This is a genomic window from Pseudomonas sp. FP453, assembly GCF_030687495.1.
Taxonomy (GTDB): Bacteria; Pseudomonadota; Gammaproteobacteria; order Pseudomonadales; family Pseudomonadaceae; genus Aquipseudomonas.
On sequence record NZ_CP117435.1, the window covers coordinates 153,178 to 175,402 of the forward strand.

Below are 22,225 nucleotides of genomic sequence, written 5' to 3' on the forward strand. Positions count from 1 at the left end.
CGTGAGCGTTAGCCTTTTTGCCGGCTAACCTCCCGAGACCTTGCCCATGTCCATCGCCGAAAACCCCTACGCCACCCCGCGTTCAGCGCTGAGTTGGATGCCGGTTCGCCAACCCGTTTTTTTCGTCGTCGCACCGCGTAAATTCCTCAGCCTGATGTTGCTGACCCTTGGCGGGTATTTCTTTTATTGGTTGTACCGCCAGTGGTCGCACTATCGGCAAGCCACCGGTGCCCGCGTCTGGCCGTGGGTGCGCACGCTGTTTTCGGTGTGCTACTTCTGCACGCTGATCCTCAGCGTCGCCCGGGAATTGGAGCAAGGCGAGTCACCCTTTCGCTGGTGGCCGCGCGGCTTGGCGGTGGTGATCTTTCTGTGCGGGTGTCTGCCGTTCACGCTGCTGTGGCTGTTGTCGCCGCTGGTGGCGCTGGCGGTGGGTGCGGTGATCGTGGCGCTGCAACTGGCGTTGGCGTTGCAGCTGCAAGGTGCGATCAATTGTTTGGAGCGTGATCCGCAGGGGCGGGGGAATGCGGGTTTGACGGGGGGCGATTGGGTTGGCATAGGTTTCGGGTTGTTGGGATGGGGAGTGATGTTGGCGTGGGTGGTGAGGGAGGTTTCTACGTCTGCAATAGCATGAAGGTGGCGTCGTCTTCGGTTGAGCAGCCCTCAAGTGATCGCACAGCGATGGCCTGGAGTTGGTGCTCGACTGTGAGTTCGGCCCAGAACCCGTCGGTTGCCAAAATCCACGTCGTGTCTGGAGTGACCTGAATGAATTGGACGGCTGGTTCATGAGGCCGTCGGTAGCTCATGCAGTTGAACAGTCGTTTACGGGCCGGGCTGCTGGCGATAAATGTGTGGCTCAAGTCGCCTTGCCAGTTGGGTCCACAGTGGGGGGCGTTCAGCCAGGTCATGCGCTGATCGTTGTCCAGATAACCCAGGCAACAGTCACCTGCGTGAATCGTGATGGCTGTCTGACCGAGCACCAGTAGCACCAGGTAGCTCGTCGAGGCAAAGGGGAAATCTGGGCAAAGGTTTGACTGCACCTGTTTGAGCGAAGCAAGTACCAGTTCCAGGGCGCTGTCAGGGCTCGTTGCAATAAAAGGCGCCGCGTTGGAAAAACAACCCAGCAGATGATCACTCAGGGCTTGCGCCAATTCTGCGCTGCCCGGTTTGGCGGTGCCGTCGGCGATCACGTAAAGATGAGCGCCCGCATTGTGTGCCGAACCGCTGACATCGCGATTTTCTGCGCGGTCTGTCCCCTGCTGGCTGAGGCTCAAGTGCAAGATCAAGCGGATGCTCCGAATCCGATCAATGCTTGCAGTCGCTGGTGAATCAACGCCTCACGATCAGAGTCCTGGGCGGTGCTTTGGATGACGTCCTGGAATGCCGACAGCCTCAGCAAGGCTGTAAATTGTGCGCTGACGTAGCGCCTTAGTTCGACAGGCGCCTGTTTCACTTCTTCAATCAGTTCTTCGCGGCCGTCCAGCAACGCGATGATGTCCTCGATGTCGTTGGACATCAGCACATCGCCATGCCCACGGCCCAGATAGGCCTGAAGTTTTGCGGCGAGAAACCACGGTGCAGCAAATACCTTGATCACGGTGCCATTGGGGAGCGTGTAGTCGATGGCATTTTCCAGTCCACCGACAAACCACGTGTTGGAAAACCCCAGGACCTGTTCATCGGTGGGCATGAAGTCGACCTTCAGAGCGCCCAGTCGGAGGCGACAGGTGACAGCGTCCTGGCCGGTATTTTTGAAACCCCGGGGTTTCAGCTTTTCTTCCAACCGATACCAATCAAGGGTGCCTGTCAGGTGAATCACCAGGTCCACATCATCGGTGCCGCGAATCGACTCCAGGGTGTATTCGTCAGTGATGAGTAAAACCGTGGTACATCCGCCGACAAAGGCCACTTGTTCGCGCAACTCGTCACCCAGCGCCTCGGCAACCGCCTCAAGCATTTGCAGCATCATGCTTCTGTTGGATGTCACAAGATCCACTCCCTCAGCATGGCGTCGGCGACTTTGGCTTCGCGCGGCCCGCCGATGCGGATGGCGTCAACGAGGGCCAGGAAATGATAGAGAAGCTCATCCTTTTTCACTGCGCCAGGGACGGTTTTGTATAGAGGTGTGACTGCCTGGCCTTTGCTTTTTCCGTAAGCGTCGGGCCAGACGGGGATGAAATCGCCGCCGCTCATGACCTTGCCCGCCATTATCGGCGCGGCAAAAGCGGTTGGGATGCCGCGCACAATCGGGCCGGGTTTGGCTGGGAATACGTATCGAATTGCGTATTTTATGAAGTCCAGCAGAGCCTCGCTTCTTACGTTGGGTTTGCCGCTCAGTAAGTCGGTGTAGATGAGGCCGATTTCGCGGCACCGATTCATCGAATTGGATACTTCGCTTTTGCTCAACGCGAGGGACGCCGAAAGGGCGCGGACAGAGTAGCTTTCGAAGTTCGGCGTGGTCTCTGCGTCCTCGATATCGTCCCACCCTTCCCATTCCTGAGCAGTGGAGAGCTGGACCTTCTCGAAGATGTCGCGATATTCGATAACGGACTCCAATGAAATCGAGCGGCCACTTAGCATTAGAGGGCTGGCGTCATCGAGGTCGCGTATTACGGTGAAGTCGCGTTTTTGCACGCGCTCGCCTTTGGCCAACAGGTCCAGGCTGATCAATTTGAAGAGCACTACGATGTCTTGACTTTTCATGCTGTAAAGAATCCTGGTGTCCACTGTCCATGGACCGTGGACACTTTCTTGCACAGAGTTGACACCCTTGTCAACGATTCTGCAAAAACACCACATACCCTCGAAACCACTCACTCCCCTGCAAATACCCCGGCTCCTCCCACACCCCACCCTGAATCAATCCCACCTTGAACGGCAGCCCCATCCGGTTCAGCCGTGGCAAATACGCCGCGTAATCCGCAATGCTGTGCCGCCCTTGATAGGTCTGCACCACCACCTCATCCACCACGCCCTTGAGTTGGGCGATGGTGGCCGGGTCGGCGTTGCTGCTCCAGTCCATCAGGCCGGTGATGCTCAGGCGCAGGTCGGCCGGCAGGCGTTGGCGCAGGTCGCGCAGGAAGTCGGCATATTCGTGCAGGTATTGGGTGCGCGCATCGAAGTCGATCTGGATGCCGACCACGGGGGTTGCCGGCATCACGCCAGCGTTGCACTTGGCCGAGCACTTGGGCGTAGACCGGCTCGGGCCAGTGCAGGGTGTGGGCGCGGTAGACCACCCAGATCTCGCCGTGGCTCAGGCGCGGCACGCCGATGCCCTGGGCGATGAGTTGCACGCCGCGTTGGGGCGCGCGGCGGGTGGAGTTGATCTGGCCCTGGAGGATGTACAGGGTGTTGGCCTGCTGGAGGACTGGCTGGGGCGCGACGCCGCTCCACAGCCAGAAGGCGTCGTAGTCGCGGGCATCCACCGCGCCGAACACCGGGCTTGCCAGGAGCAGCAAGCCGAGCCACAGGTGCTTCACCAGTAGTACTGCGCCGATTTGCCCCACTGGGTGTCGGCGAAACCGCTCTTGAGCTGGCGGAACCAGGCCTTGCGCACCGCCGGCGTCACGTCCTGGCCGCCGCAGCTGTTGTAGCCGGCCGGGGCGTAGCAGTTGATCGCCCGGAACAGCGCGTAGGCCTTGTCGTTCTTCGGCGCCTTGGCGTCGCCGATCACCTGTTTGTAGCCGTCCAGGCGCGAGAAGGTTTCGCCCTTGAAGTCCGACGCGCTGCTGCCCAGGCTGCCGGCGGCGCGGGCCTGTTCCAGCGGCATGCCGTCGAGGTTGTTGCGCAGGATGAACTCACCGAGGCAGTTCAAGCCTTGTGGGTTTTTGGCGTCGGCCTGCAGGGTCGCGGCGGTTTGCGCGATGCTTGGGCAGGCGTAGCCGGATTCGGCTTTTTCGCCGTTCCACTGGAACAAGCGCAAGGTCTGGCTGGCGCTATAGACGTAGCCCAGGCTGGTGCCGAGCTTGTCCTCGGGGGCTGGCGTCGGCAGTTGCTTGAGGTCTTCGGCGAAGCTGGCGAACTGGCCGCGCAGCAGGTTTTTGTAGAGCAGCACGAATTGCGCGGTCTCGCGCTCCAGCGGGTCGCTGGCCTGGGCGAGTTGTTGACGCAGCAAGTCAGGTCCGGCGACGTTGCGCAGCAAGATGTAGCGCACCTGCTTGGCGCTGATCGGCGAGTCGGCGGCAAACACCTTGGCCAACTGGCCGCTGCGCTCGTAGTGCAGGGCCAGGGCCAGCTCCAACTGGTCGCGTTGCAGCGGCTGTTTGGCCAATGGCAGCAGTTGCAGCCAGAGGGCCTCGGCGGCTTTCCAGTCCTTTTTGTCTTCCAGCGCTAGTGCCCGCAGGGTCTGTTGGCTGAAGGCGAAATAATCCAGGCGCGACGGCACGTCCTTGGGCAAGTGCTGCAAGGCGCTGTCGGGTTGATGCTCGACATACAGCGCATACGCCGCGAGCAGGTAGTCGTACAACGCCGGGTCCTGGGCGAATACGGCTTTGCGTTGGGCGAGGTCTTCCCGGCTCAGCGTCGGTGGGTTGTGGGCGCGCATCCGCATCAGGTCGCTGACCAGTTGAATCATCGGCGTGTCGATCGGCCCGCCGGTCACCGACAGCAGCTTCACGTCGGCTTCTTCCACCAGTTCATCCAGCGACACATTGCGCTGCGCCTCGGTGGCTTGGGTCAGGCCCCAGGCGTAGGCGTCGGCGAGCTTGACGTTGTCGTCCGCCAGCCAATACACACGACGCAGCAGGCCACGGGCAGAAGCGGTGTAGGCGCCTTGTGGATAAGTCTTCACGTAGTTGCCAAAACCCTGCTCGGCAGCGGCCAGCGCAGACTTATCCACACGCTCAAGGTTGGGCACACCGTATTCATCGTAGGTGTTGGCTTGGGCCTGGTTCAGCGCGGTGCGGGCGGTCATGTACAGCGCGGTCTCCTTCAGCCAGGGCGAGTTGGCACTGGCGAGCGCCGAGAAACCACGCTCGGCCTCGGCAAAACGGCCGCTGTAGAAGTCGGCGGCGGCTTGCAGGTAGGTGCGAAACAGTTGGCCGTCGCTGGACTGGATCTGCTGCGGGTCGGCGATGACCGGGCCGTCCCAGGTGCAGGTGGTCAGCAGTTGCAGGCGTGATTGAACCAGGAGCTGGCGCTCGGCCGCCGGCATGTCGGCCTTGGTCACTTGGCGGACAAATGCGGTGGCGCTGTCATCGTCGTTGCTGCGGCAGCGGCTGCCTTCGCCGTTGAGGAAGGCGGAGCCGGCGGTTTTGTCGTCCTCGCGCTTGATGCCCAGGGGTTGCAGCAGGGTGTCGAGTTCGGACGTGGGCGAGTCGTCGGAGTCGGGTTGGGTCTCGCCGCTGCCGGTCGGGGTCAGGCGGTACACCGCAAAGGGCACCGGGCCGAAACCCTGGGCCAGGTCGTCTTCGTTCAAGGCGTTGGGCGTCAGCGCCACGGTGTTCTTGTCGGCGAGCAGCAGGCGCAGGTTGACGCGGCTGTCGTTGCCCGGGCTCAGGAAGGGCAGGTTGTTGCACGTGTCGAGGCTGTCACGCGCGACCCGCCAGTCGGGGTAGCACGAGTCGTCGGAGCTGGCCAGTGCCGGCAGGGAAGCGCTGGCCAACAGAGCCAGTGCCAGAGGTGACAGAAAACCGATGCGCATGACGTGTCCTTGATCCTGAGTCCTTGGAGGGAGGCAATCATAGCCTGATCTCACAAAAGCTTCGGTGAAGGCCTACGCAAATCACCGATTTGTCCGATACCAGCAGCGAGCTGCGGGCTTTTGTCCTAGAGTGGCGGTGTTTGCGCAGTGGCAGGGGAATCGAGGTGCGTCGGTCTGTGGTAGAGCAAAACGAAAAGGTCGCGGCGTTGCCCGCCTGCAACCGCCTCACGTGGGAGGGCGCCGGCTGGATCAGCCGCCTGTGGTGGGTGCCGATCCTGGCGTTGGCCATGGCCGTGCGGTTTTATCAACTGACGGCGGCAGCGATCTGGGGTGACGAAGGTTCCAGCCTGCTGCTCAGCGAATACGCGGTGGGCGACCTGTGGTTTCACGCGGCCCACGATGTGCATCCGCCCCTGTATTTCTTGATCCTGCGCGGCTGGATCGAGCTGTTCGGCGACAGCATCGGCTCCATTCGCAGCATGAGTGCGATCCCCGGCGTGCTCGCCGTGGGCCTGGGCATCTGGCTGACGCGGCAACTGTCCACCCGGCGTGCTGCGGTGCTGGCCGGGCTGTTGCTGGCGCTGCTGCCGACGGCGGTGCGCTACAGCCAGGAAGTGCGCATGTACTCGCTGCTTGGCGTGTGGCTGCTGGGCGCCACGCTGGCGCTGGTGTACTGGGTGCGACAGCCCGAGCGCACGCGTTACCTGGCGGTGTATGGGCTGTTGATGAGCGCCGGTTTCTATACCCATTACTTCACCGCGCTGTGTGTGTTGGTGCATTGGGCCTATCTGGGCGTGCTGTGGCGTACCCAGCCGAGCGGCGAACGCCTGCTGGCGCGTCCGGCCTGGTGGCTGACCAACGGCGTGATCGTGTTGTTGTACCTGCCCTGGCTGCCCAACCTGCTGGACCTGGTGCAACACGTCGAGCAACTCAAGGTGGGCGGCGACATTGGTTGGGAAGAACCGGTCAGCCTGCTGTCCCTGCCGTCGATGATCTGGCAGTTTGTGCTGCAGGATGAGGGTATTGGCTTCTGGGCGCCGCTGTTCTGGGTCTTCCCGTTGCTGTTGGCGGGCATCGTCGGCGTGACCGTCTGGCGCGACCGCGAGCGCTATCGGCCGGCCAGTCTGCTGGCGCTGTTTTTGCTGCTGCCGCTGCTGCTGGTGTACGGCGTGTCGTTTGTTTCCCCGGTGTTTATCGAGCGCTACCTCACGGTGTATGCCTTGGGCTTGCCGATCCTCGTGGCCCTGGCCATCGACCGCCTGCCGTCGCGCCTGGCCTGGCTGGGGGCGGCGCTGTTCGTGCTGTTTGTCGGGGTGGAACTGATGGGGCTGAAGAACAACTTCACCGTCGACGAACACGACCAGTTCAACGTGCCCGTGGAATTCGTCAATCGCAATTACCAGGAAGACGACCGCATCGTCCTCAGCGACATGATGTGGTACCTGAGCTACGTGTATTACGACCAGACCGACGCCCAATTGCAGCTCTACACCCCGCCTAAACCCGACGGCACACCCACCCGGCCCAACGCCTATGGCTTCGGCACGCTGGTGGACCAGGATGGCGGGCGCATCTACCTTGATCGCCTGTCGGCCTTGCCCGCCGAGACTCGCCGCGTGTGGCTGATCAGCAGCAACGAAGCGCCGGACGACTTTGCGCCCTTGCCAGAGGGCTGGCGCGAACTCAGTCGCCAGGACGGCGGCGGCGCGCGGGCGCGTTTGTTTGTGTTGTGCAACGTCGCGTCAGCGCAACCCGAGGGTTGCCGCTAGACTCGGTCTGACTTTCATTGATCAGGAACTCACCATGGAACCGCCTGTGCACGACCTGCCTGCATTGTTCAAGCAACTTGGCCTGCCGGATGACCCGGTCAGCATTGACCAGTTTGTGGCGGTCCACTCGCCGCTCAAAGCCGATTTGAAACTGGCGGATGCGTTCTTCTGGAGCGACAGTCAGCGACAGTTTTTGCGTGAGGGCATTCTGGAAGATGCGGATTGGGCGGAGGTGGTGGATGAGTTGGATGTGTTGTTGCGTAAGGGGCGTGGGGTGTAAAAAAATATCCGACAAAATGCGCTTATGTAAAAAAAAATGGTGAGCGGTAAAAAAATCTGAGTGCGATGCAATTTTTCTGCCGGTCAGCCCGAGCCACAACCCTGACAGCCAGCGTGGCTCCAAAGTAGGGGCAGGCCCTAATGCCAACCAGCCAAGGGCGAACTCAGTACCTGTGGCGAGGGAGCTTGCTCCCGCTGGACTGCGCAGCAGTCCCATTCTTGGGGCCGCTTCGCGGCCCAGCGGGAGCAAGCTCCCTCGCGACAGGTTAGTTTTTGTTCTTTCCAGTGCTTGACTGACCCGCGTTAGGAAAAGCCCATCCTCATTTTTTCCATTCATCCGCGAAATTGTTTCAAAACTTGACGGCCTCCCATTCATCCACCATATTGATAGTTAGCAAACTAACTGTATGCGAACTATCCAGTGCCTCAATCCCTCGAACAACTCCAGATGAACCTCAGCAGCAGCATGGTGGTGGGCGCCCGTAACTGGCGCAAAATCTGCCAGTCCACGCTGGTGAGCTACGGTATTTCCGAAGCCTGCGCCGTGCCGCTGTTGATGATCGGCCGCCTGGGCGACGGTGTGCATCAGGTAAAAGTCGCCCAGGCGTCGGGGATGGAAAGCCCGTCGCTGGTGCGCCTGCTCGACCAACTGTGCAACGGCGGCTACGTGTGCCGCACCGAAGATATCCACGACCGCCGCGCCAAGGCCTTGAGCCTCACCGAGCGTGGCCGTGAGCTGGTGCAGGCGGTGGAGGTGCAACTGGTGCGCCTGCGCAAGGAAGTCCTCGCCGACATCGCGCCCGACGACATGGCCGCCGCCTTGCGCGTGCTGCGCGCCTTTGAGGCGGCAAGCCTTTGAACGGATTTTTCAGCGGCTTCCCGCCGGCCCGCGACTGGTTCTACGGCGTGCGCACCTTCGCCGCCTCGATGATCGCGCTGTACATCGCCATGCTGATGCAAATGCCGCGTCCGTATTGGGCGATGGCCACCGTGTATATCGTCTCCAGCCCGTTTGTCGGCCCCACCAGTTCCAAGGCGCTGTACCGCGCCATCGGTACCTTGATGGGCGCGGCGGCGGCGGTGTTTTTTGTGCCGATGTTTGTGCAGTCGCCCTATGTGCTGGTGGTGGTGATTGCCTTGTGGACGGGCATTTTGCTGTTCCTCTCCATGCACCTGCGCACCGCGAACAACTACGCGCTGATGCTGGCCGGCTACACCTTGCCGCTGATCGCCTTGCCGGTGGTGGATAACCCGCTGGCCGTGTGGGACGTGGCCGAAGCACGTACCGAAGAGATCTTCCTCGGCATCGCCGTGGCGGCGGTGGTCGGCGCGATGTTCTGGCCACGGCGCCTGATGCCGGTGTTCGACGGCTCGGTGAGCAAGTGGTTTGCCGACGCCCAGGTCTACAGCCAGCGCTTTTTGACCCGCAACGTCACGCCGGAAGAAGTCAGCAGCCTGCGCGGCGGCATGGTCGCCACCTTCAATACCCTGGAACTGATGATCGGCCAGTTGCCCCACGAAGGCGCGCGGCCGCAGACGGTGCGCAACACCAAGGAACTGCGCGGGCGCATGATCCACCTGTTGCCGGTGGTGGAGGAACTCGACGATGCGCTGTATGCCGTCGAGCAGCGTGCGCCGCAGTATCTGGAGCAACTCACGCCGCTGCTGGAGGCGGCCAGCCAGTGGCTGCAAAGCAGTGCAAAAGACGCTTCGCTGGACAGCTGGCGCGTCCTGCGTGATCAGGTCGAAGCCCTGCAACCGGTTGGCGAAGCGCTGGACGAACGCCCCACCCTACTGTTCTCCAACGCCCTGTACCGCCTCGGCGAATGGATCGACCTGTGGCAAGACTGCCGCAGCCTGCAAGCCGCCATCGCCTGCGAAAGCCAGGTCACCTGGCGCGCCGTCTACCGCCACTGGCGCCTGGGCCGCCTCACGCCGTTCCTCGACCGTGGCCTGATGTTCTATTCGGCGTTTTCCACCGTCACCGCGATCATCGTCGCCTCGGTGCTGTGGATTCTATTGGGCTGGACCGACGGCGGCAGCGCCGTGATCCTGGCCGCCGTGGCCTGCAGCTTTTTCGCCTCGATGGACGACCCCGCGCCGCAGATCTACCGCTTCTTTTTCTGGACCGCAATGTCGGTGCTGTTTGCCAGCCTCTATCTGTTTCTGGTGCTGCCCAACCTGCACGATTTCCCGATGCTGGTGCTGGCGTTTGCCGTGCCGTTTATCTGCATCGGCACCCTTACCGTGCAGCCGCGCTTCTACCTGGGCATGTTGCTGACGCTGGTGAACACCTCGTCGTTCATCAGCATCCAGGGCGCCTATGACGCGGACTTCCTCAACTTCGCCAACGTCAACCTGGCCGGGCCGGTGGGCCTGTTGTTTGCCTTCGTGTGGACGCTGATCGCGCGGCCTTTCGGCGCCGAACTGGCGGCCAAGCGCCTGACCCGTTTCAGCTGGCACGACATCGTCGGCATGACTGAACCGGCAACGCTCAACGAACACCGCCACCTTGCCGCGCAAATGCTCGACCGCCTGATGCAGCACCTGCCGCGCCTGGCGATCATCGGCCACGACACCGGCGTCGCCTTGCGCGACCTGCGGGTGGCGCTGAACCTGCTCGACCTGCTGGCCTACTCGCCGCGCATCCTCGGTGTGCCACGGGTGCTGCTCAACCAGGTGGTCGAAGGCGTCGGCGGTTACTTCAAGGCCTGCCTCAAGGCCGGTGAACGCTTGCCCGCGCCGAGCGGTCTGCTGATGACCCTCGACCGCACGCGCCGCGCCCTCAACGGCCAGGGCCTGCAAGACGAAGACGACACCCGCGTGCACCTGCTGCACGCGCTGGCCGGCCTGCGCCTGGCGCTGTTGCCTGGCGTGGAATTCATTGGCGGCACCGAGCAGGAAGCGCCGCTACCCGATGGAGCGCCTTTATGATCGGTGATCTGGATATCAGCGGGGTGTTCCTGCCCACGCTGCTGGTGCTGATGGGCATTACGTACGTGTTGTTTCTGGTGGTGCACGGGTTGTTGACCCGGCTCCACTTCTACCGCCTGGTCTGGCACCGGGCATTGTTCAACGTGGGGCTCTACGCGCTGTTGCTGGGCGCGGTGGACTCACTCAGTCGATACCTGATGACATGAAAAAACCCTTTTTGACCATCGGCCGTGTAGTCCTCACGTTGTTGATCGTGACCTTTGCGGTCGTGGTGGTGTGGCGCATGGTCATGTACTACATGTTTGCGCCCTGGACCCGCGACGGGCACATCCGTGCCGACATCGTGCAGATCGCCCCCGACGTGTCCGGGCTGATCCAGCAAGTCGACGTGCGCGACAACCAATTGGTGAGCAAAGGCCAGGTGCTGTTTGCCGTCGACCAGGACCGCTTCAAGCTGGCCCTGCGCCAAGCCCAGGCCGCCGTGGCCGACCGCCAGGAAACCCTGGCCCAGGCCAGCCGCGAATACAAACGCAACCGTGGCCTGGGCAACCTGGTGCCGAGCGAGCAACTGGAAGAAAGCCAGTCCCGCGTGGCCCGTGCCCAATCGGCCCTGGCCGAAGCCCAGGTGACGGTGGATTCGGCCCAGCTCAACCTCGACCGCTCGGTGATCCGCAGCCCGGTGGACGGCTACGTCAACGACCGTGCGCCGCGCAACCAGGAGTTCGTCACCGCCGGGCGCCCGGTGTTGTCGGTGGTGGACAGCAATTCCTTCCATATCGACGGCTACTTCGAAGAGACCAAGCTCGACGGCATCCACGTCGGCATGGCGGTGGATATCCGCGTGGTCGGCGACAACGCCCGCCTGCGTGGACGTGTGCAAAGTATCGTCGCCGGTATCGAAGACCGCGACCGCAGCAGCGGCGCCAACCTGTTGCCCAACGTCAACCCGGCGTTCAGCTGGGTGCGCCTGGCCCAGCGCATTCCGGTGCGGATCGCGTTTGAAGAGGTCCCGGCGGACTTCCGCATGATCGCCGGGCGGACGGCCACCGTGTCGATCATTCCCGACACGGTCAAGAACGGAGAGCAGCCATGAAGCAACGGCTGGCCATTGCCGCGCTGGGGCTGATGCTGTCGGCCTGCCAGGCGGTGGGCCCGGATTACACGCTGCCGAATGAGGCAGCGGTCAAGCGCGGCGACCTGCAAGGGCCAATCGCGGGCGAGGGCAACAACGTGGTGTCGGCGCCCGTGCCGGCGGATTGGTGGAAGCTCTATAACGACCCGCGCCTGGATGAGCTGGTGCGCCAGGCCATGGCCTCCAACACCGATTTGCGCGTGGCCGCCGCCAACCTGCAACGCTCGCGTTATCAGGTGCAGCAAGCCGAATCCGCTGGCGGTTGGAATGCCGGCGTGAAGGCCGAGGCCCAGCGTTTGCAGGAATCCGGCGAGGCGTTTTTGCTCGCGGATAAAGTCCCGGTGGCGAATATCGGCAGCGTGGGCATCAGCACCTCGTATCAGTTCGACTTGTGGGGCACCTTGCAACGCGGCATCGAAAGCGCCCAGGCCAGCGCCGACGCCGCCCAGGCTGCCGCCGATATTGCGCGCATCACCCTGGTGGCCGACGTAGTGCGCTCCTACACCCAGGTGTGCGCGGCCAACGAAGAGCTGGCGATTGCCAACGAATCCCTCGACCTGCAAGGCCAGAGCACCAAACTCACCCAGCGCCTGCGCGACGCCGGGCGGGGCGATGAAACCCAGGTGACCCGCTCGCAAACCCAATACAAATCCTTGCGCGCCGACATGCCGCGCTACGAAGCCGCGCGACAGGCCGGTTTGTTCCGTTTGTCGATGCTGCTGGCCAAGCCGCTGGACCAACTGCCTGCGGGCACCGGCACCTGCGCCGAGCTGCCGCATATCGCCCAATTGCTGCCGGTCGGCGACGGCGCCGCGCTGCTCAAGCGCCGCCCCGATGTGCGCCAGGCCGAGCGCCAACTGGCCGCCGCCACTGCACGCATCGGCGTAGCGACCGGTGCGCTGTACCCGGACATCAGCATCGGCGCCACGGTGGGCACTGTGGGTATCCTCGATAACCTCGGCACCGCGCCCACCAACCGCTGGGGTTTTGGCCCGCTGATCAGTTGGACCGTGCCGACCAACGGCGCCCGCGCGCGCATCCACGAAGCCGAAGCCGCGACCCAGGGCGCCCTGGCGCATTTTGACGGCGTGGTGCTCAACGCCATCCGCGAAACCCAGACCGGCCTGGCGCAATACACCGCGCAACTGCAACGGCGTGATGCGTTGAACGATGCCGGCGAGTCGGCCAAGGAAGCGGCGGACCAGACCCACCGCTTCTTCCAGGCCGGCCGCGCGTCGTTCCTCGCCGACCTGCAAGCCACGCGCACCTACACCGATGTGCGCGCACAGCTGGCGGCGGCGAACACCCAGGTTGCCATGAGCCAGATCGACTTGTTCCTGGCCTTGGGCGGCGGTTGGGAAAGCGGACGAACGCAAGCGGCGTCGGCCAGCAAACCCTGAGCTTATAGCTATGCTTTGTCAGGTGAGTCGCCGTGACGATTCACCTGACACTGCTCGCGTTTGCTCATGGGGATTCCAATAATGAAAAACCCTTATGCTCCCGCTTTCTGGTGCGTGTTCTTCGCACTGGTGTTGTTATCGGCTGCCTACTTCTACGGCGTCATGCTCGCTCACCAAATCGACAAGGCCATGGTGTTTCTCGACAGCGCCTGCCTGGTGATCGGCACCTTGTCCATCGGCGTGGTGGCCTGGGCGTCCTACCAGAACCAACGGGTGAAGCGAAAACTGCTCGAACAAGGCAAGACCCGCGTGGCGATCTGGGACACCAAGGTTGCGCTGCGCCGCGTCGAAACCGTGTTCGACCGCTATTTCTGGGGCAGCTATTGGCAGCCGGGGCGCACCTTCCAGGAAGTCATGGGCGAACTCACCGGCACGCCTCTGGAAAAAAGCCTCGAAGCCTTGAAAAAACAGTGCGTGGCGTTGGATCAGCAAGTCGCCGACGGTAGGCATTGGCTGAATAACGCGCGTGAATTGTCCGACGTCGCCACGCAAATGGCCCGCGAGCGCTACCAACTGGACTTCTGCGACCCCAAGGCCGACACCCCGGGCAATGCGGTGATCCACCGCGAGTTTGAGGTGCTGGTGTACACCTGGACGGCGCGGTTGAAGAGTTTCGATCACCAGCTCGATGAGATTGAATCGGAATATTCGTGAACCATCTGCTGACCTGACCCCTCTGAAAAGCTGGGCCGTTCGCGGCCGCCAGTGCTAATCTTCCCCCGCTTTTGGCGGGCTTGAGCCAACCCTTTCGGGGTTCAAGGAAGACAGCCCACTTCTCACAGGATTTGATCAGGTCACTTCATGAATAAGCCAGCCGTAGTTCTTTTGGGTTTTGTCGTCGCTGTAGGCGCTGTCAGTGCAGGCGGCGCCTGGTACACCGGCAAGCAGCTGGAGCCGGTGCTGCAAACGGCGGTGCAGGACGCCAACAAGGAACTGCAACGTTCCATGGCCGGCGTCGATGGGCGCCTGGACCTGGAGCTGGTGTCCCTGGACCGTGGCCTGTTCAGCAGCACCGCGCACTATCGCCTCAAGGCCCAGGGTTCGTTCTTCGGTGAACAGAATCCGAACCCGGAATTGCTTTTCGTCGACCACATCGAACACGGCCCGCTGCCGTTCTCGCGCCTGGTGTCGCTGAAGTGGCTGCCGGTCATGGCCACCAGTCACTACTCGCTGGAAAAGAACCCGACCACTGAAAAATGGTTCGCCGCCGCCAAAGATGTGTCGCCGCTCAAAGGCGTGGCCAATATTGGCTACAACCGTTCGGTCAGCGGCAATTTCGAGCTGCTGCCGCTGGAGTTCAAGGACGACAAGTCTTCGGCCAGCTTCTCCGGCCTCAACCTGGACTTTGACAGCAGCGCCGAAGGCAAGAAGGTCAAGGTCAACGGCTACATGAACAGCCTCAAGCTGACCGCCGTCGATGGCGACGGCACGCCCTTTGCGGCCGACCTGGCCGGCCTGACCGTGGCCAGCAACCTGGAAAAATCCACCTTCGGCTTCTACACCGGGCAGAACACCGTTGAGCTGACCGACACCAAGCTGACCGTCGGCCCGCAACAAACCGTGCTGACCCTCAAGGGCTTCGAGCAGAAAGACACCAGCGCCGTCAAAGACAACACCATGGACGGCCGCGTCGACTACAAGATCGACGAGATCGGCTACCAGGGCAAACCGGTCGGCTCCGCGGCCATGGCCGTGAGCGTGAAGAACATCGACGTGCCGTCGGGCCTGCTGCTGACCAAGCTGTACCAGGACAAGATGCAGCCGGTGCAAGCCGCTGCCGCTGCGGGCCAACCGGTACCGGAGCTGCAATTGACCGAAGCCGAGCAAACCCTGGCCGAAGCCAACGTCAACCAGTTGCTGGCAGCCAAGCCGCAAGTGGCCCTGGAAAACCTGTCGCTGAAAACCACCCACGGCGAAAGCAAGTTCAACCTGATCCTTGACCTGACCAAACCATCCTCCATGGAGCTGCCACCGGTTGAGCTGGGCAAGCAGATCATTGCCTTGCTGGATGCCAACCTGACCTTGTCCAAGCCGATGATCAGCGACATTGCTGCCCTGCAAGCCCAGGCCGGTGGCGTGACCGACCCGAAAGCCATCGAGCAGCAATCGCAGATGGCGGCCGAGATGGTCAGTGGCATGGCGGTCGGCACCCAACTGGCGACCCTGGTGGGCAACGACGTGGTGTCCAAGCTGCACTACGCCAACAATGAAGTGACCTTCAACGGCCAGAAGATGACCGTGGAGCAATTCATTGGCTTCGTCTTGGCCAAAGCCGGTGCGATGAGCGGCGCGCAGTAACGATTCTGCCTTCACCCCGAAATAAATAATGGGGGAGTGGAAGTGCCAGTGATCAGGGTCAAACAATCGACGCTCAGGTCGATTGAGGCCCCGTTATCACGGGCAAGTCCGCTCCCCCATTCGTATTTCAGATTCGCTGCCAATTCTGAACAATTGTTCTGAATTGGGCTTTCCCCTACTTTCTTAAGGGATAGTTCCTACAGGAAAGCTAGGTCGGGTCACGAGACGCCGACACCCTGATGCAAATTGCTCAGGACCACCTATCGTTACAGCTTTCCGTGTGTAAGGAAGCTCACGATATGCTGCGAAACCTCCCACTCAGTGCCACAGGCCGGTTACGACTGCTGATCGGGGCAGCCTTGTGCAGCCAGTTGCTGATGCCCGCTTTCGCCGTGGCCGACCCTGCCTACGATGCCCTGATCATTCAGGCGCGCAACGGCAATTTCACGCCGGCCCTGACCCAATTGCGCCAACTGCCTGCCGAGCGCCAGACGCCGGGCCAGGTCAGCGATCACCTGGTGATTGCCGGCTGGGCCGGGCAGGACGCCGAAGTGCTCAAGGTGTACGAGGCCCAGGGCAAAAACCGCACCTTGACGCCCCAGGCGCTCGCCACCGTCGCGCGGACCTATCGCAACCAGAAGCAGTGGGCGCAAGCCGAGGCGGTGTATCGCCAGGCACTTGTGCGTGAGCCGAACAATGTCGACCTGCAACTGGGCCTGGCCCTGACCCAGGCCGACGGCGGCAAAACCACCGAAGCCGTGCAACGTGCCCGCGCGCTGGTAGCGGCCAACCCGAATGACCCCAACCGGCGCATGGCCCTGGGCTACGCGCTGACCCGCGCCGGTTTCAACTACGACGCGTTGTTTGAGTTCGACCAGGCCTTCATCCGCGCCGGTGACAAACCGGAAGTTGCCCGCGAATACATCGTCGCCCTGCAAAAGGCGCGCTTGCCGGAGCCGGCGTTGCGCCTGGCGGCCAAGCGCCCGGGCCTTATCGACCCAGTGACCCAGCGCCGCCTGGAGGGTGACTTGGCCGCCGAGCGCGTGCGCATGGCCGAGTTCGCCACGCGCAGCGAAAAGGAACGCTACGTCATTGCCGACCGCGCCCTGCAGGATTACGACAAGCTCCTCGCCCGCTGGACCCCGGACCCCACCGCCAAGGACGACGTGGTGGTGTGGCGCATCGACCGCCTCGGCGCACTCAAGGCCCGCGCGCGCACCGCCGAGGTGATCCGCGAGTACGAAACGCTGCAGGCCGAAGGGGTGAAATTGCCCACTTATGCCGTGCGTTGGGTGGCGGCGTCCTACCTCGACCAGCGCCTGCCGGAAAAGGCCGCGCCGCTGTATCGCCAGGCGATTACGGCGCCCGATGCCGACGTCGGCGACCGTGTGGAAGACAGCACCGCCTTGTTCTACGCCTTGCTCGAAAACGACCAGGTGGACGAGGCGCGCACTGTCGCGAAGAACCTGGCCGACAGCCAGAAACCCCGGGTTGAACTCAAGGGATTGCCCATCGGCAACCCCAACGATGAGTGGATGGACGCCCAACAATTGGCCGCGCAGGCCGGCACCTATGGTGCTGATTTGCCGTCCAGCGAGAAATCCCTGGAAGAGCTGGTGGGCAAGGCGCCTGGCAGCATCGGGCTGCGCCTGGCGCAAGCGGAAATGTACCGCGCCCGCGATTGGCCACGGCGCGCCGAGCGTGTGCTCAAGGAGACAGAGGCGCAAGGCCCGCGTGACATCGGCCTGGAGATGTCCCAAGGCTTCACGGCCCTGGACCTGCAGGAATGGCGGCAACTCGACATCCTCACCGACGATGTGGTCGCCCGTAACCCGGACAACCGCCAGGTCCAGCGCCTGCAACGCCTGCGCGACGTGCATGACATGGCCGAGCTGCGGGTCGAAGCCTACACCGGCAAAAGCTTCGGCGGCGGCAACAACGGCGACGCCGGTGCCGTCTCGGGCAGCCGTGACTGGGGCATTGAAAGCCGGATCTACACGCCGCCCATCGACGAAGACTGGCGCCTGTTCGCCGGCGCCGGTTATGCCACCGCCGACTTTGAAGAAGGCACCGGCCACCACCGTTGGCAGGTGGTCGGCGTCGAGCGGCGCACCCGCGACATGACCATCGAGGCCGAGGTGTCCAACCACTCCTACGGCGATGGTTCCAAACAAGGCGCAGCGGTGTCGATTGCGCGGGATATCAACGACAACTGGCAATACGGCGGCAGCCTCGGCTACCTGCTGTCCACCACCCCCCTGCGGGCGTTGAATGAAGGGATCACGGCCAACGGCGGCAGCGGTTTCATCCGCTGGCGCGCCAACGAAAGCCGCGAGTGGAAACTGACCCTCAGCCCGTCCCACTTCAGCGACGGCAACGACCGCTTCGAAGCCCTGCTCAGTGGCCGCGAAGGCCTCTACAGTTCGCCGAAAGTGCAAGTGGACCTGGGCCTGGAAGTCGGCGCCAGCCGCAACAGCAAGGAAGACACGATCTACTTCAACCCGAAGTCGGACTTCACCGTGCTGCCGGTCATCAACATCAACCATGTGCTCTATCACCGCTACGAGACTCAGTGGAGTCAGCAGTTCCAGGTCGGTGCGGGCACCTATAGCCAGCAGGATTATTCCACCGGTGGCATCGGTCTGGTGGGTTACGGCCAACGCTACCGCTGGAATGACGTACTGGAAGCCGGCGCGAACCTGAGCCTGATCAGCCGACCTTACGACGGCGATCGCGAACGCGATCTGCGCCTGCTCGTCGACCTCACTTACCGTTTCTAGAAGAGCCTGACCATGACCGTCCTCAGCCGTTGCCTGTTGATTCTGGGCGTAATGCTGGCCAGCGCCTGCGCCCAGCAACCCGCACCTTTTACCCCTCCCGCCGAGCGGCCTGTTGCGCCCAACGAAGTGGCGTGGCCGAAAAACCATTTCCTCGGCATTGCCTACCATGACGTCGAGGATCGCGACCCCGATCAGGCGGTGGTGGCGGTGCGCACTGAACGTTTGATCGAGCAGCTGGCCTGGCTGCGCGAGAACGGCTACCAGGCGGTCAGCGTCGATCAGATCCTCGCGGCCCGCAACGGTGGGCCTGAACTGCCACCCAAGGCCGTCATGCTCAGCTTTGACGATGGTTATTCGAGCTTCTACACGCGGGTGATGCCGATCCTGCGGGCCTACCGCTGGCCGGCCCTGCTGGCGCCGGTGGGCTACTGGATCGACACGCCGATGAACCAACCGGTGGACTTTGCCGGCCAGCCACGGCCGCGCGGCGAGTTCCTGACCTGGCAGCAGATCCGCGAAGTGTCCCAGTCGGGCCTGGTGGAAATCGCCGCGCACACCGACAACAACCACAAAGGCATCCTGGGCAACCCCCAGGGCAACCTCGAGCCGGCAGCCACCACGCGGCGTTATGACCCGGCGACCAAGCGTTATGAAACCGAAGCGCAGTTCCAGGCGCGCATGCGCGCTGACGTGAAGGCGATTTCCGACAAGATCCGTGCAGTGACCGGCAAGGCCCCACGGGTGTGGGTATGGCCATACGGTGCGGCCGACGGCACGTCGCTGGCAGTGGTCGATGAACACGGCTACAAGATGGCGCTGACCCTGGACGATGGTCTCGACGACTCCACCAAGCTGATGAACAGCCCGCGGTTCCTGGTGGCCTCCGACCCGGACGGCGAACATTACGCCAACAGCATCGTGGCCGTGCAGACCAAGGCGCCGATGCGCGTGCTGCACGTGGACCTCGACCATGTCTACGACCCGGACCCGGCCCAACAGGCGCGCAACCTCGATCAACTGATTCAACGCGTGGTGGACATGGGCGCGGTGACGGTGTTCCTGCAAGCCTATGCCGATCCAAAGGGCGACGGCCTGGTGCACTCGCTGTACTTCCCCAACCGCCACTTGCCGATGCGTGCCGACCTGTTCAACCGTGTCGCCTGGCAACTGCACACCCGTGCCCATGCCAGCGTCTATGCCTGGATGCCGGTGCTGAGTTTTGCCCTGGACCCCAAGCTGCCACGCGTCACCCGCTGGGACCCGAAAACCGGCCATATCGGCCTCGACCCCGATCAATACCAGCGCCTGTCGCCGTTCGATCCAGAGGTGCGCAAGATCATCGGCGAGATTTACGAAGACTTGGCGAGTATCAGCAACAGTGGTCTCGATGGCGTGCTGTATCACGATGATGCGGTGTTCAACGACTTTGAAGACGCCAGCCCTGCGGCGCTCAAGGCCTATGCCGCCAACGGTCTGCCGAACACCATCGAAGCCTTGCGCGCCGACCCGGCGGTGATGCAGCGCTGGACCCGTTTCAAGAGCCGTTACCTGATCGACTTTACCAACGAGCTGACCGCCAAAGTTCGCGCGATCCGTGGCCCGCAGATCATGACCGCGCGCAATATCTTCGCCGAGCCGATGCTTAACCCGCAGAGCGAAACCTGGTTCGCACAGAACCTCGACGACTTCCTCCAGACCTACGACTGGACCGCGCCGATGGCGATGCCGCTGATGGAAGGCCAGACGCTGAAAAACTCCAACGCCTGGCTGGAAAAACTGGTGGCTACCGTCAAGGCTCGTCCCGGCGCGCTCGACCGCACCGTGTTCGAACTGCAAGCCAAAGACTGGCGAACCAAGGAAGCGCCGGACATCAGCGCCGAGCAGTTGGCTGAATGGATGGGCGTGCTCAAGCGCCAGGGTGTCACCAGTTTTGGCTACTACCCGGACAACTTCCTGGAAAACTCCCCGGACCTGAAGACCATACGTCCGGCCATTTCCAACCAATGGAACCCTTGACCATGTTCGACAGAATCCTGGCTTTATTCGTGCTGGCATTGGTGTTGGGTGTGCCTCTTGGCCTGATCTTCCTGGTCACCGGGCAGTTCCTGATGGACTTCGTGTTTTTCTACCCGCTGTTCATGTCGGCGCTGTGGATTGCCGGCGGCCTGTACTTCTGGCTGCACTGGGAACGCCACTGGCCGTGGGAAGAGGACACTCCGGCGCCGACCCTGGCCGGCAACCCGCTGATCTCGATCATCATCCCTTGCTACAACGAGGGCGATAACGCGGCCGAGACCATTCATGCGGCGCTGGACCAGGTGTACCCGAACATCGAAGTGATCGCCGTCAACGACGGCTCCAAGGACAACACCGCTGCGGTCCTCGATGCCCTCGCCCTGGAACACCCGCGCCTGCGCGTGTTGCACCTGGCGCAGAACCAGGGCAAGGCCGTGGCCTTGCGCATGGGCGCCGTGGCCGCGCGCAGCGAGTACCTGGTGTGCATCGACGGCGATGCGTTGCTCGACCGCAATGCGGCGGCGTACATGGTCGCGCCGATGCTCGACAACCCACGCCTCGGCGCGGTGACCGGCAACCCGCGCATCCGCACACGCTCGACCTTGATCGGCCGGGTGCAGGTGGGCGAGTTCTCCTCGATCATCGGTTTGATCAAGCGTACGCAGCGGGTATTCGGGCGGATCTTTACAGTGTCCGGTGTGGTGGTGGCGTTCCGTAAAAAGGCGCTGGACCGCATCGACTACTGGAGCACCGACATGATCACCGAGGACATCGACGTCAGCTGGAAGCTGCAACTCGATCACTGGGCGATCTTCTACGAGCCCCGTGCCCTGTGCTGGATCCTCATGCCGGAAACCGTCGGCGGCCTGTGGAAACAGCGCCTGCGCTGGGCCCAGGGCGGCGCCGAAGTGCTGTTCAAGAATATCCGTGGCATCTGGCAATGGCGCCATCGCTACCTGTGGCCGCTGCTGTTCGAGTACTGCCTGTCCACCGGTTGGGCCTTCACCTTCCTGCTCTCGGTGATCTTCTGGGGCCTGGGTAAATTCATGGTGTTGCCGCAAGCGATCGCGGTGGACTCCCTGGTGCCACCGGCGTTTACCGGCCTGGTACTGGCGATGGTGTGCCTGGTGCAGTTTGCCGTGAGCATCCTGATTGACCGGCGCTACGAAAAAGACCTGTGGAAAACCCTGTTCTGGACGGTGTGGTACCCGATGGTGTTCTGGCTGGTCAGCTTGTTCACCACCCTGGTCAGTTTTCCCAAGGTGCTGTTCAACCAGCATCAGAAGCGCGCGCGCTGGGTCAGCCCGGACCGCGGGATCAAACCAGCCAATGAGGACGTGTGATCATGAAGCTGATCAGAACTCGCCAAAACACCGTGATGTGGATCGTCGACGTGGTGCTGACCCTGTTGGCCTGGGCCGGGTTGATCTGGCTGCTGGCGCGCGGCATCAACGCCATGCTGGAAACCCACGGCGGGCCGCGTATCGAGGCGCCGATCTTCGCCGCGCTCAACACCCTGCAGATCTACCTGTGGATCGCGTTGTTCAACGCGCTGATCCTGGTCACCTGGGCGCGCTACCAGCAACGCAAGGGCCGCAAATTCGCCCAGCGCCGTGCCGAGGCCAACGCCCTCAGCGACAAGAACCTCAGCGAAAGCTTCAAGCTTGGCGAGGGTGACCTGGAGCAACTGCGCAAGCCGGGTGTGCTGGTGATCCACAACGACGAAGAGGGCGGTGTGGAGGAAGTGAAATCCCATGTCTCCCGTGATGTGGAAAAGCCGACATTGACCTTGGTGCCGGGTCAGGATCGCGACAAAGGCGTCAGCTGAATACCGCCTGAAGGTGTAATGCGGTTAAATGTGGGAGCGGGCTTGCCCGCGATGGCGGCCGCACGGCCAACATCTGTCTCAGTACTGCCAC

At 62.6% G+C, this 22,225-nt stretch carries 18 protein-coding genes and 1 pseudogene; 14 read left to right on the forward strand and 5 right to left on the reverse strand.

Features of this window, described 5'->3' with window-relative positions:
- The first annotated feature begins 46 nt into the window (after positions 1-46).
- A complete protein-coding gene (locus PSH87_RS00715) occupies positions 47-631 on the forward strand; it encodes a hypothetical protein (protein WP_305432086.1) in 585 nt (194 codons plus the stop codon).
- Here the strand turns inward: PSH87_RS00715 and PSH87_RS00720 are convergent.
- The 5 genes and pseudogenes from PSH87_RS00720 to PSH87_RS00740 all read right to left on the reverse strand — a co-directional run bounded on the left by PSH87_RS00720 (position 612) and on the right by PSH87_RS00740 (position 5,638).
- Positions 612-1,283, reverse strand: coding sequence for a PP2C family serine/threonine-protein phosphatase (locus PSH87_RS00720; protein ID WP_305432088.1), 672 nt, complete (start codon positions 1,281-1,283; stop codon positions 612-614). The genes PSH87_RS00715 and PSH87_RS00720 overlap by 20 nt on opposite strands.
- Positions 1,280-1,966: a hypothetical protein gene (locus PSH87_RS00725; RefSeq protein ID WP_305434230.1), complete on the reverse strand. Its 687-nt coding sequence runs from the start codon at positions 1,964-1,966 to the stop codon at positions 1,280-1,282. The genes PSH87_RS00720 and PSH87_RS00725 overlap by 4 nt, the downstream gene beginning before the upstream one ends.
- 14 nt (positions 1,967-1,980) lie before the next feature.
- The gene (locus PSH87_RS00730) at positions 1,981-2,700 is read right to left on the reverse strand and encodes a hypothetical protein (RefSeq protein ID WP_305432089.1); all 720 of its coding nucleotides are present in this window, start codon (positions 2,698-2,700) and stop codon (positions 1,981-1,983) included.
- 70 nt (positions 2,701-2,770) lie between these two features.
- Positions 2,771-3,476, reverse strand: a pseudogene (locus tag PSH87_RS00735) (DUF3142 domain-containing protein).
- The gene (locus tag PSH87_RS00740) at positions 3,473-5,638 is read right to left on the reverse strand and encodes an outer membrane assembly lipoprotein YfiO (RefSeq protein WP_305432090.1); all 2,166 of its coding nucleotides are present in this window, start codon (positions 5,636-5,638) and stop codon (positions 3,473-3,475) included. Before PSH87_RS00740 ends, PSH87_RS00735 begins: the two are co-directional and overlap by 4 nt.
- A 164-nt stretch (positions 5,639-5,802) precedes the next feature.
- Here PSH87_RS00740 and PSH87_RS00745 point away from each other — a divergent pair, with 164 nt between their 5' ends.
- The 13 genes from PSH87_RS00745 to pgaD all read left to right on the forward strand — a co-directional run bounded on the left by PSH87_RS00745 (position 5,803) and on the right by pgaD (position 22,134).
- Positions 5,803-7,407 (forward strand): glycosyltransferase family 39 protein, encoded by a 1,605-nt coding sequence (locus PSH87_RS00745; RefSeq protein WP_305432091.1) that lies wholly within the window; start codon positions 5,803-5,805, stop codon positions 7,405-7,407.
- 34 nt (positions 7,408-7,441) lie between these two features.
- Positions 7,442-7,687, forward strand: coding sequence for a DUF2789 domain-containing protein (locus PSH87_RS00750; RefSeq protein WP_305432092.1), 246 nt, complete (start codon positions 7,442-7,444; stop codon positions 7,685-7,687).
- Between the two features lie 447 nt (positions 7,688-8,134).
- Positions 8,135-8,545, forward strand: coding sequence for a MarR family winged helix-turn-helix transcriptional regulator (locus PSH87_RS00755; protein WP_305432094.1), 411 nt, complete (start codon positions 8,135-8,137; stop codon positions 8,543-8,545).
- Positions 8,542-10,620, forward strand: coding sequence for an FUSC family protein (locus tag PSH87_RS00760; protein ID WP_305432096.1), 2,079 nt, complete (start codon positions 8,542-8,544; stop codon positions 10,618-10,620). Before PSH87_RS00755 ends, PSH87_RS00760 begins: the two co-directional genes overlap by 4 nt.
- Positions 10,617-10,826 (forward strand): DUF1656 domain-containing protein, encoded by a 210-nt coding sequence (locus tag PSH87_RS00765; RefSeq protein ID WP_010214247.1) that lies wholly within the window; start codon positions 10,617-10,619, stop codon positions 10,824-10,826. Before PSH87_RS00760 ends, PSH87_RS00765 begins: the two co-directional genes overlap by 4 nt.
- The gene (locus tag PSH87_RS00770; protein WP_017739211.1) at positions 10,823-11,713 is read left to right on the forward strand and encodes an efflux RND transporter periplasmic adaptor subunit; all 891 of its coding nucleotides are present in this window, start codon (positions 10,823-10,825) and stop codon (positions 11,711-11,713) included. The genes PSH87_RS00765 and PSH87_RS00770 overlap by 4 nt, the downstream gene beginning before the upstream one ends.
- On the forward strand, positions 11,710-13,152 hold the full coding sequence (locus PSH87_RS00775; RefSeq protein ID WP_305432097.1) for an efflux transporter outer membrane subunit: 1,443 nt from the start codon (positions 11,710-11,712) through the stop codon (positions 13,150-13,152). Before PSH87_RS00770 ends, PSH87_RS00775 begins: the two co-directional genes overlap by 4 nt.
- A gap of 81 nt (positions 13,153-13,233) precedes the next feature.
- Positions 13,234-13,866, forward strand: a complete 633-nt coding sequence (locus tag PSH87_RS00780) for a hypothetical protein (protein ID WP_026137109.1) — start codon at positions 13,234-13,236, stop codon at positions 13,864-13,866.
- Positions 13,867-14,013: 147 nt separating this feature from the next.
- The gene (locus PSH87_RS00785; RefSeq protein ID WP_026137108.1) at positions 14,014-15,510 is read left to right on the forward strand and encodes a YdgA family protein; all 1,497 of its coding nucleotides are present in this window, start codon (positions 14,014-14,016) and stop codon (positions 15,508-15,510) included.
- A 299-nt stretch (positions 15,511-15,809) separates the two neighbouring features.
- Complete coding sequence (pgaA, locus tag PSH87_RS00790) at positions 15,810-18,290, forward strand: poly-beta-1,6 N-acetyl-D-glucosamine export porin PgaA (RefSeq protein WP_305432099.1); 2,481 nt, start codon at positions 15,810-15,812, stop codon at positions 18,288-18,290.
- Positions 18,291-18,302: 12 nt separating this feature from the next.
- Positions 18,303-20,306, forward strand: coding sequence for a poly-beta-1,6-N-acetyl-D-glucosamine N-deacetylase PgaB (gene pgaB, locus PSH87_RS00795; RefSeq protein WP_305432101.1), 2,004 nt, complete (start codon positions 18,303-18,305; stop codon positions 20,304-20,306).
- Between the two features lie 2 nt (positions 20,307-20,308).
- Positions 20,309-21,649 carry a poly-beta-1,6-N-acetyl-D-glucosamine synthase gene (gene pgaC / locus PSH87_RS00800; protein WP_017739205.1) on the forward strand — a complete coding sequence of 447 codons (1,341 nt, stop codon included), beginning with the start codon at positions 20,309-20,311 and terminating at the stop codon, positions 21,647-21,649.
- Positions 21,650-21,651: 2 nt separating this feature from the next.
- On the forward strand, positions 21,652-22,134 hold the full coding sequence (gene pgaD / locus PSH87_RS00805) for a poly-beta-1,6-N-acetyl-D-glucosamine biosynthesis protein PgaD (protein WP_026137107.1): 483 nt from the start codon (positions 21,652-21,654) through the stop codon (positions 22,132-22,134).
- Positions 22,135-22,225: the final 91 nt, after the last annotated feature.

Excerpts from the sequence above, each read along its gene's own strand:
- PSH87_RS00715 (WP_305432086.1), top strand. The coding sequence starts at position 47 with ATGTCCATCGCCGAAAACCCCTACGCCACCCCGCGTTCAGCGCTGAGT.
- PSH87_RS00725 (WP_305434230.1), bottom strand. The coding sequence starts at position 1,966 with ATGATGCTGCAAATGCTTGAGGCGGTTGCCGAGGCGCTGGGTGACGAG.
- PSH87_RS00730 (WP_305432089.1), bottom strand. The coding sequence starts at position 2,700 with ATGAAAAGTCAAGACATCGTAGTGCTCTTCAAATTGATCAGCCTGGAC.
- PSH87_RS00740 (WP_305432090.1), bottom strand. The coding sequence starts at position 5,638 with ATGCGCATCGGTTTTCTGTCACCTCTGGCACTGGCTCTGTTGGCCAGC.
- PSH87_RS00750 (WP_305432092.1), top strand. The coding sequence starts at position 7,442 with ATGGAACCGCCTGTGCACGACCTGCCTGCATTGTTCAAGCAACTTGGC.
- PSH87_RS00755 (WP_305432094.1), top strand. The coding sequence starts at position 8,135 with ATGAACCTCAGCAGCAGCATGGTGGTGGGCGCCCGTAACTGGCGCAAA.
- PSH87_RS00765 (WP_010214247.1), top strand. The coding sequence starts at position 10,617 with ATGATCGGTGATCTGGATATCAGCGGGGTGTTCCTGCCCACGCTGCTG.
- PSH87_RS00770 (WP_017739211.1), top strand. The coding sequence starts at position 10,823 with ATGAAAAAACCCTTTTTGACCATCGGCCGTGTAGTCCTCACGTTGTTG.
- PSH87_RS00775 (WP_305432097.1), top strand. The coding sequence starts at position 11,710 with ATGAAGCAACGGCTGGCCATTGCCGCGCTGGGGCTGATGCTGTCGGCC.
- PSH87_RS00780 (WP_026137109.1), top strand. The coding sequence starts at position 13,234 with ATGAAAAACCCTTATGCTCCCGCTTTCTGGTGCGTGTTCTTCGCACTG.
- PSH87_RS00785 (WP_026137108.1), top strand. The coding sequence starts at position 14,014 with ATGAATAAGCCAGCCGTAGTTCTTTTGGGTTTTGTCGTCGCTGTAGGC.
- pgaA (WP_305432099.1), top strand. The coding sequence starts at position 15,810 with ATGCTGCGAAACCTCCCACTCAGTGCCACAGGCCGGTTACGACTGCTG.
- pgaB (WP_305432101.1), top strand. The coding sequence starts at position 18,303 with ATGACCGTCCTCAGCCGTTGCCTGTTGATTCTGGGCGTAATGCTGGCC.
- pgaC (WP_017739205.1), top strand. The coding sequence starts at position 20,309 with ATGTTCGACAGAATCCTGGCTTTATTCGTGCTGGCATTGGTGTTGGGT.
- pgaD (WP_026137107.1), top strand. The coding sequence starts at position 21,652 with ATGAAGCTGATCAGAACTCGCCAAAACACCGTGATGTGGATCGTCGAC.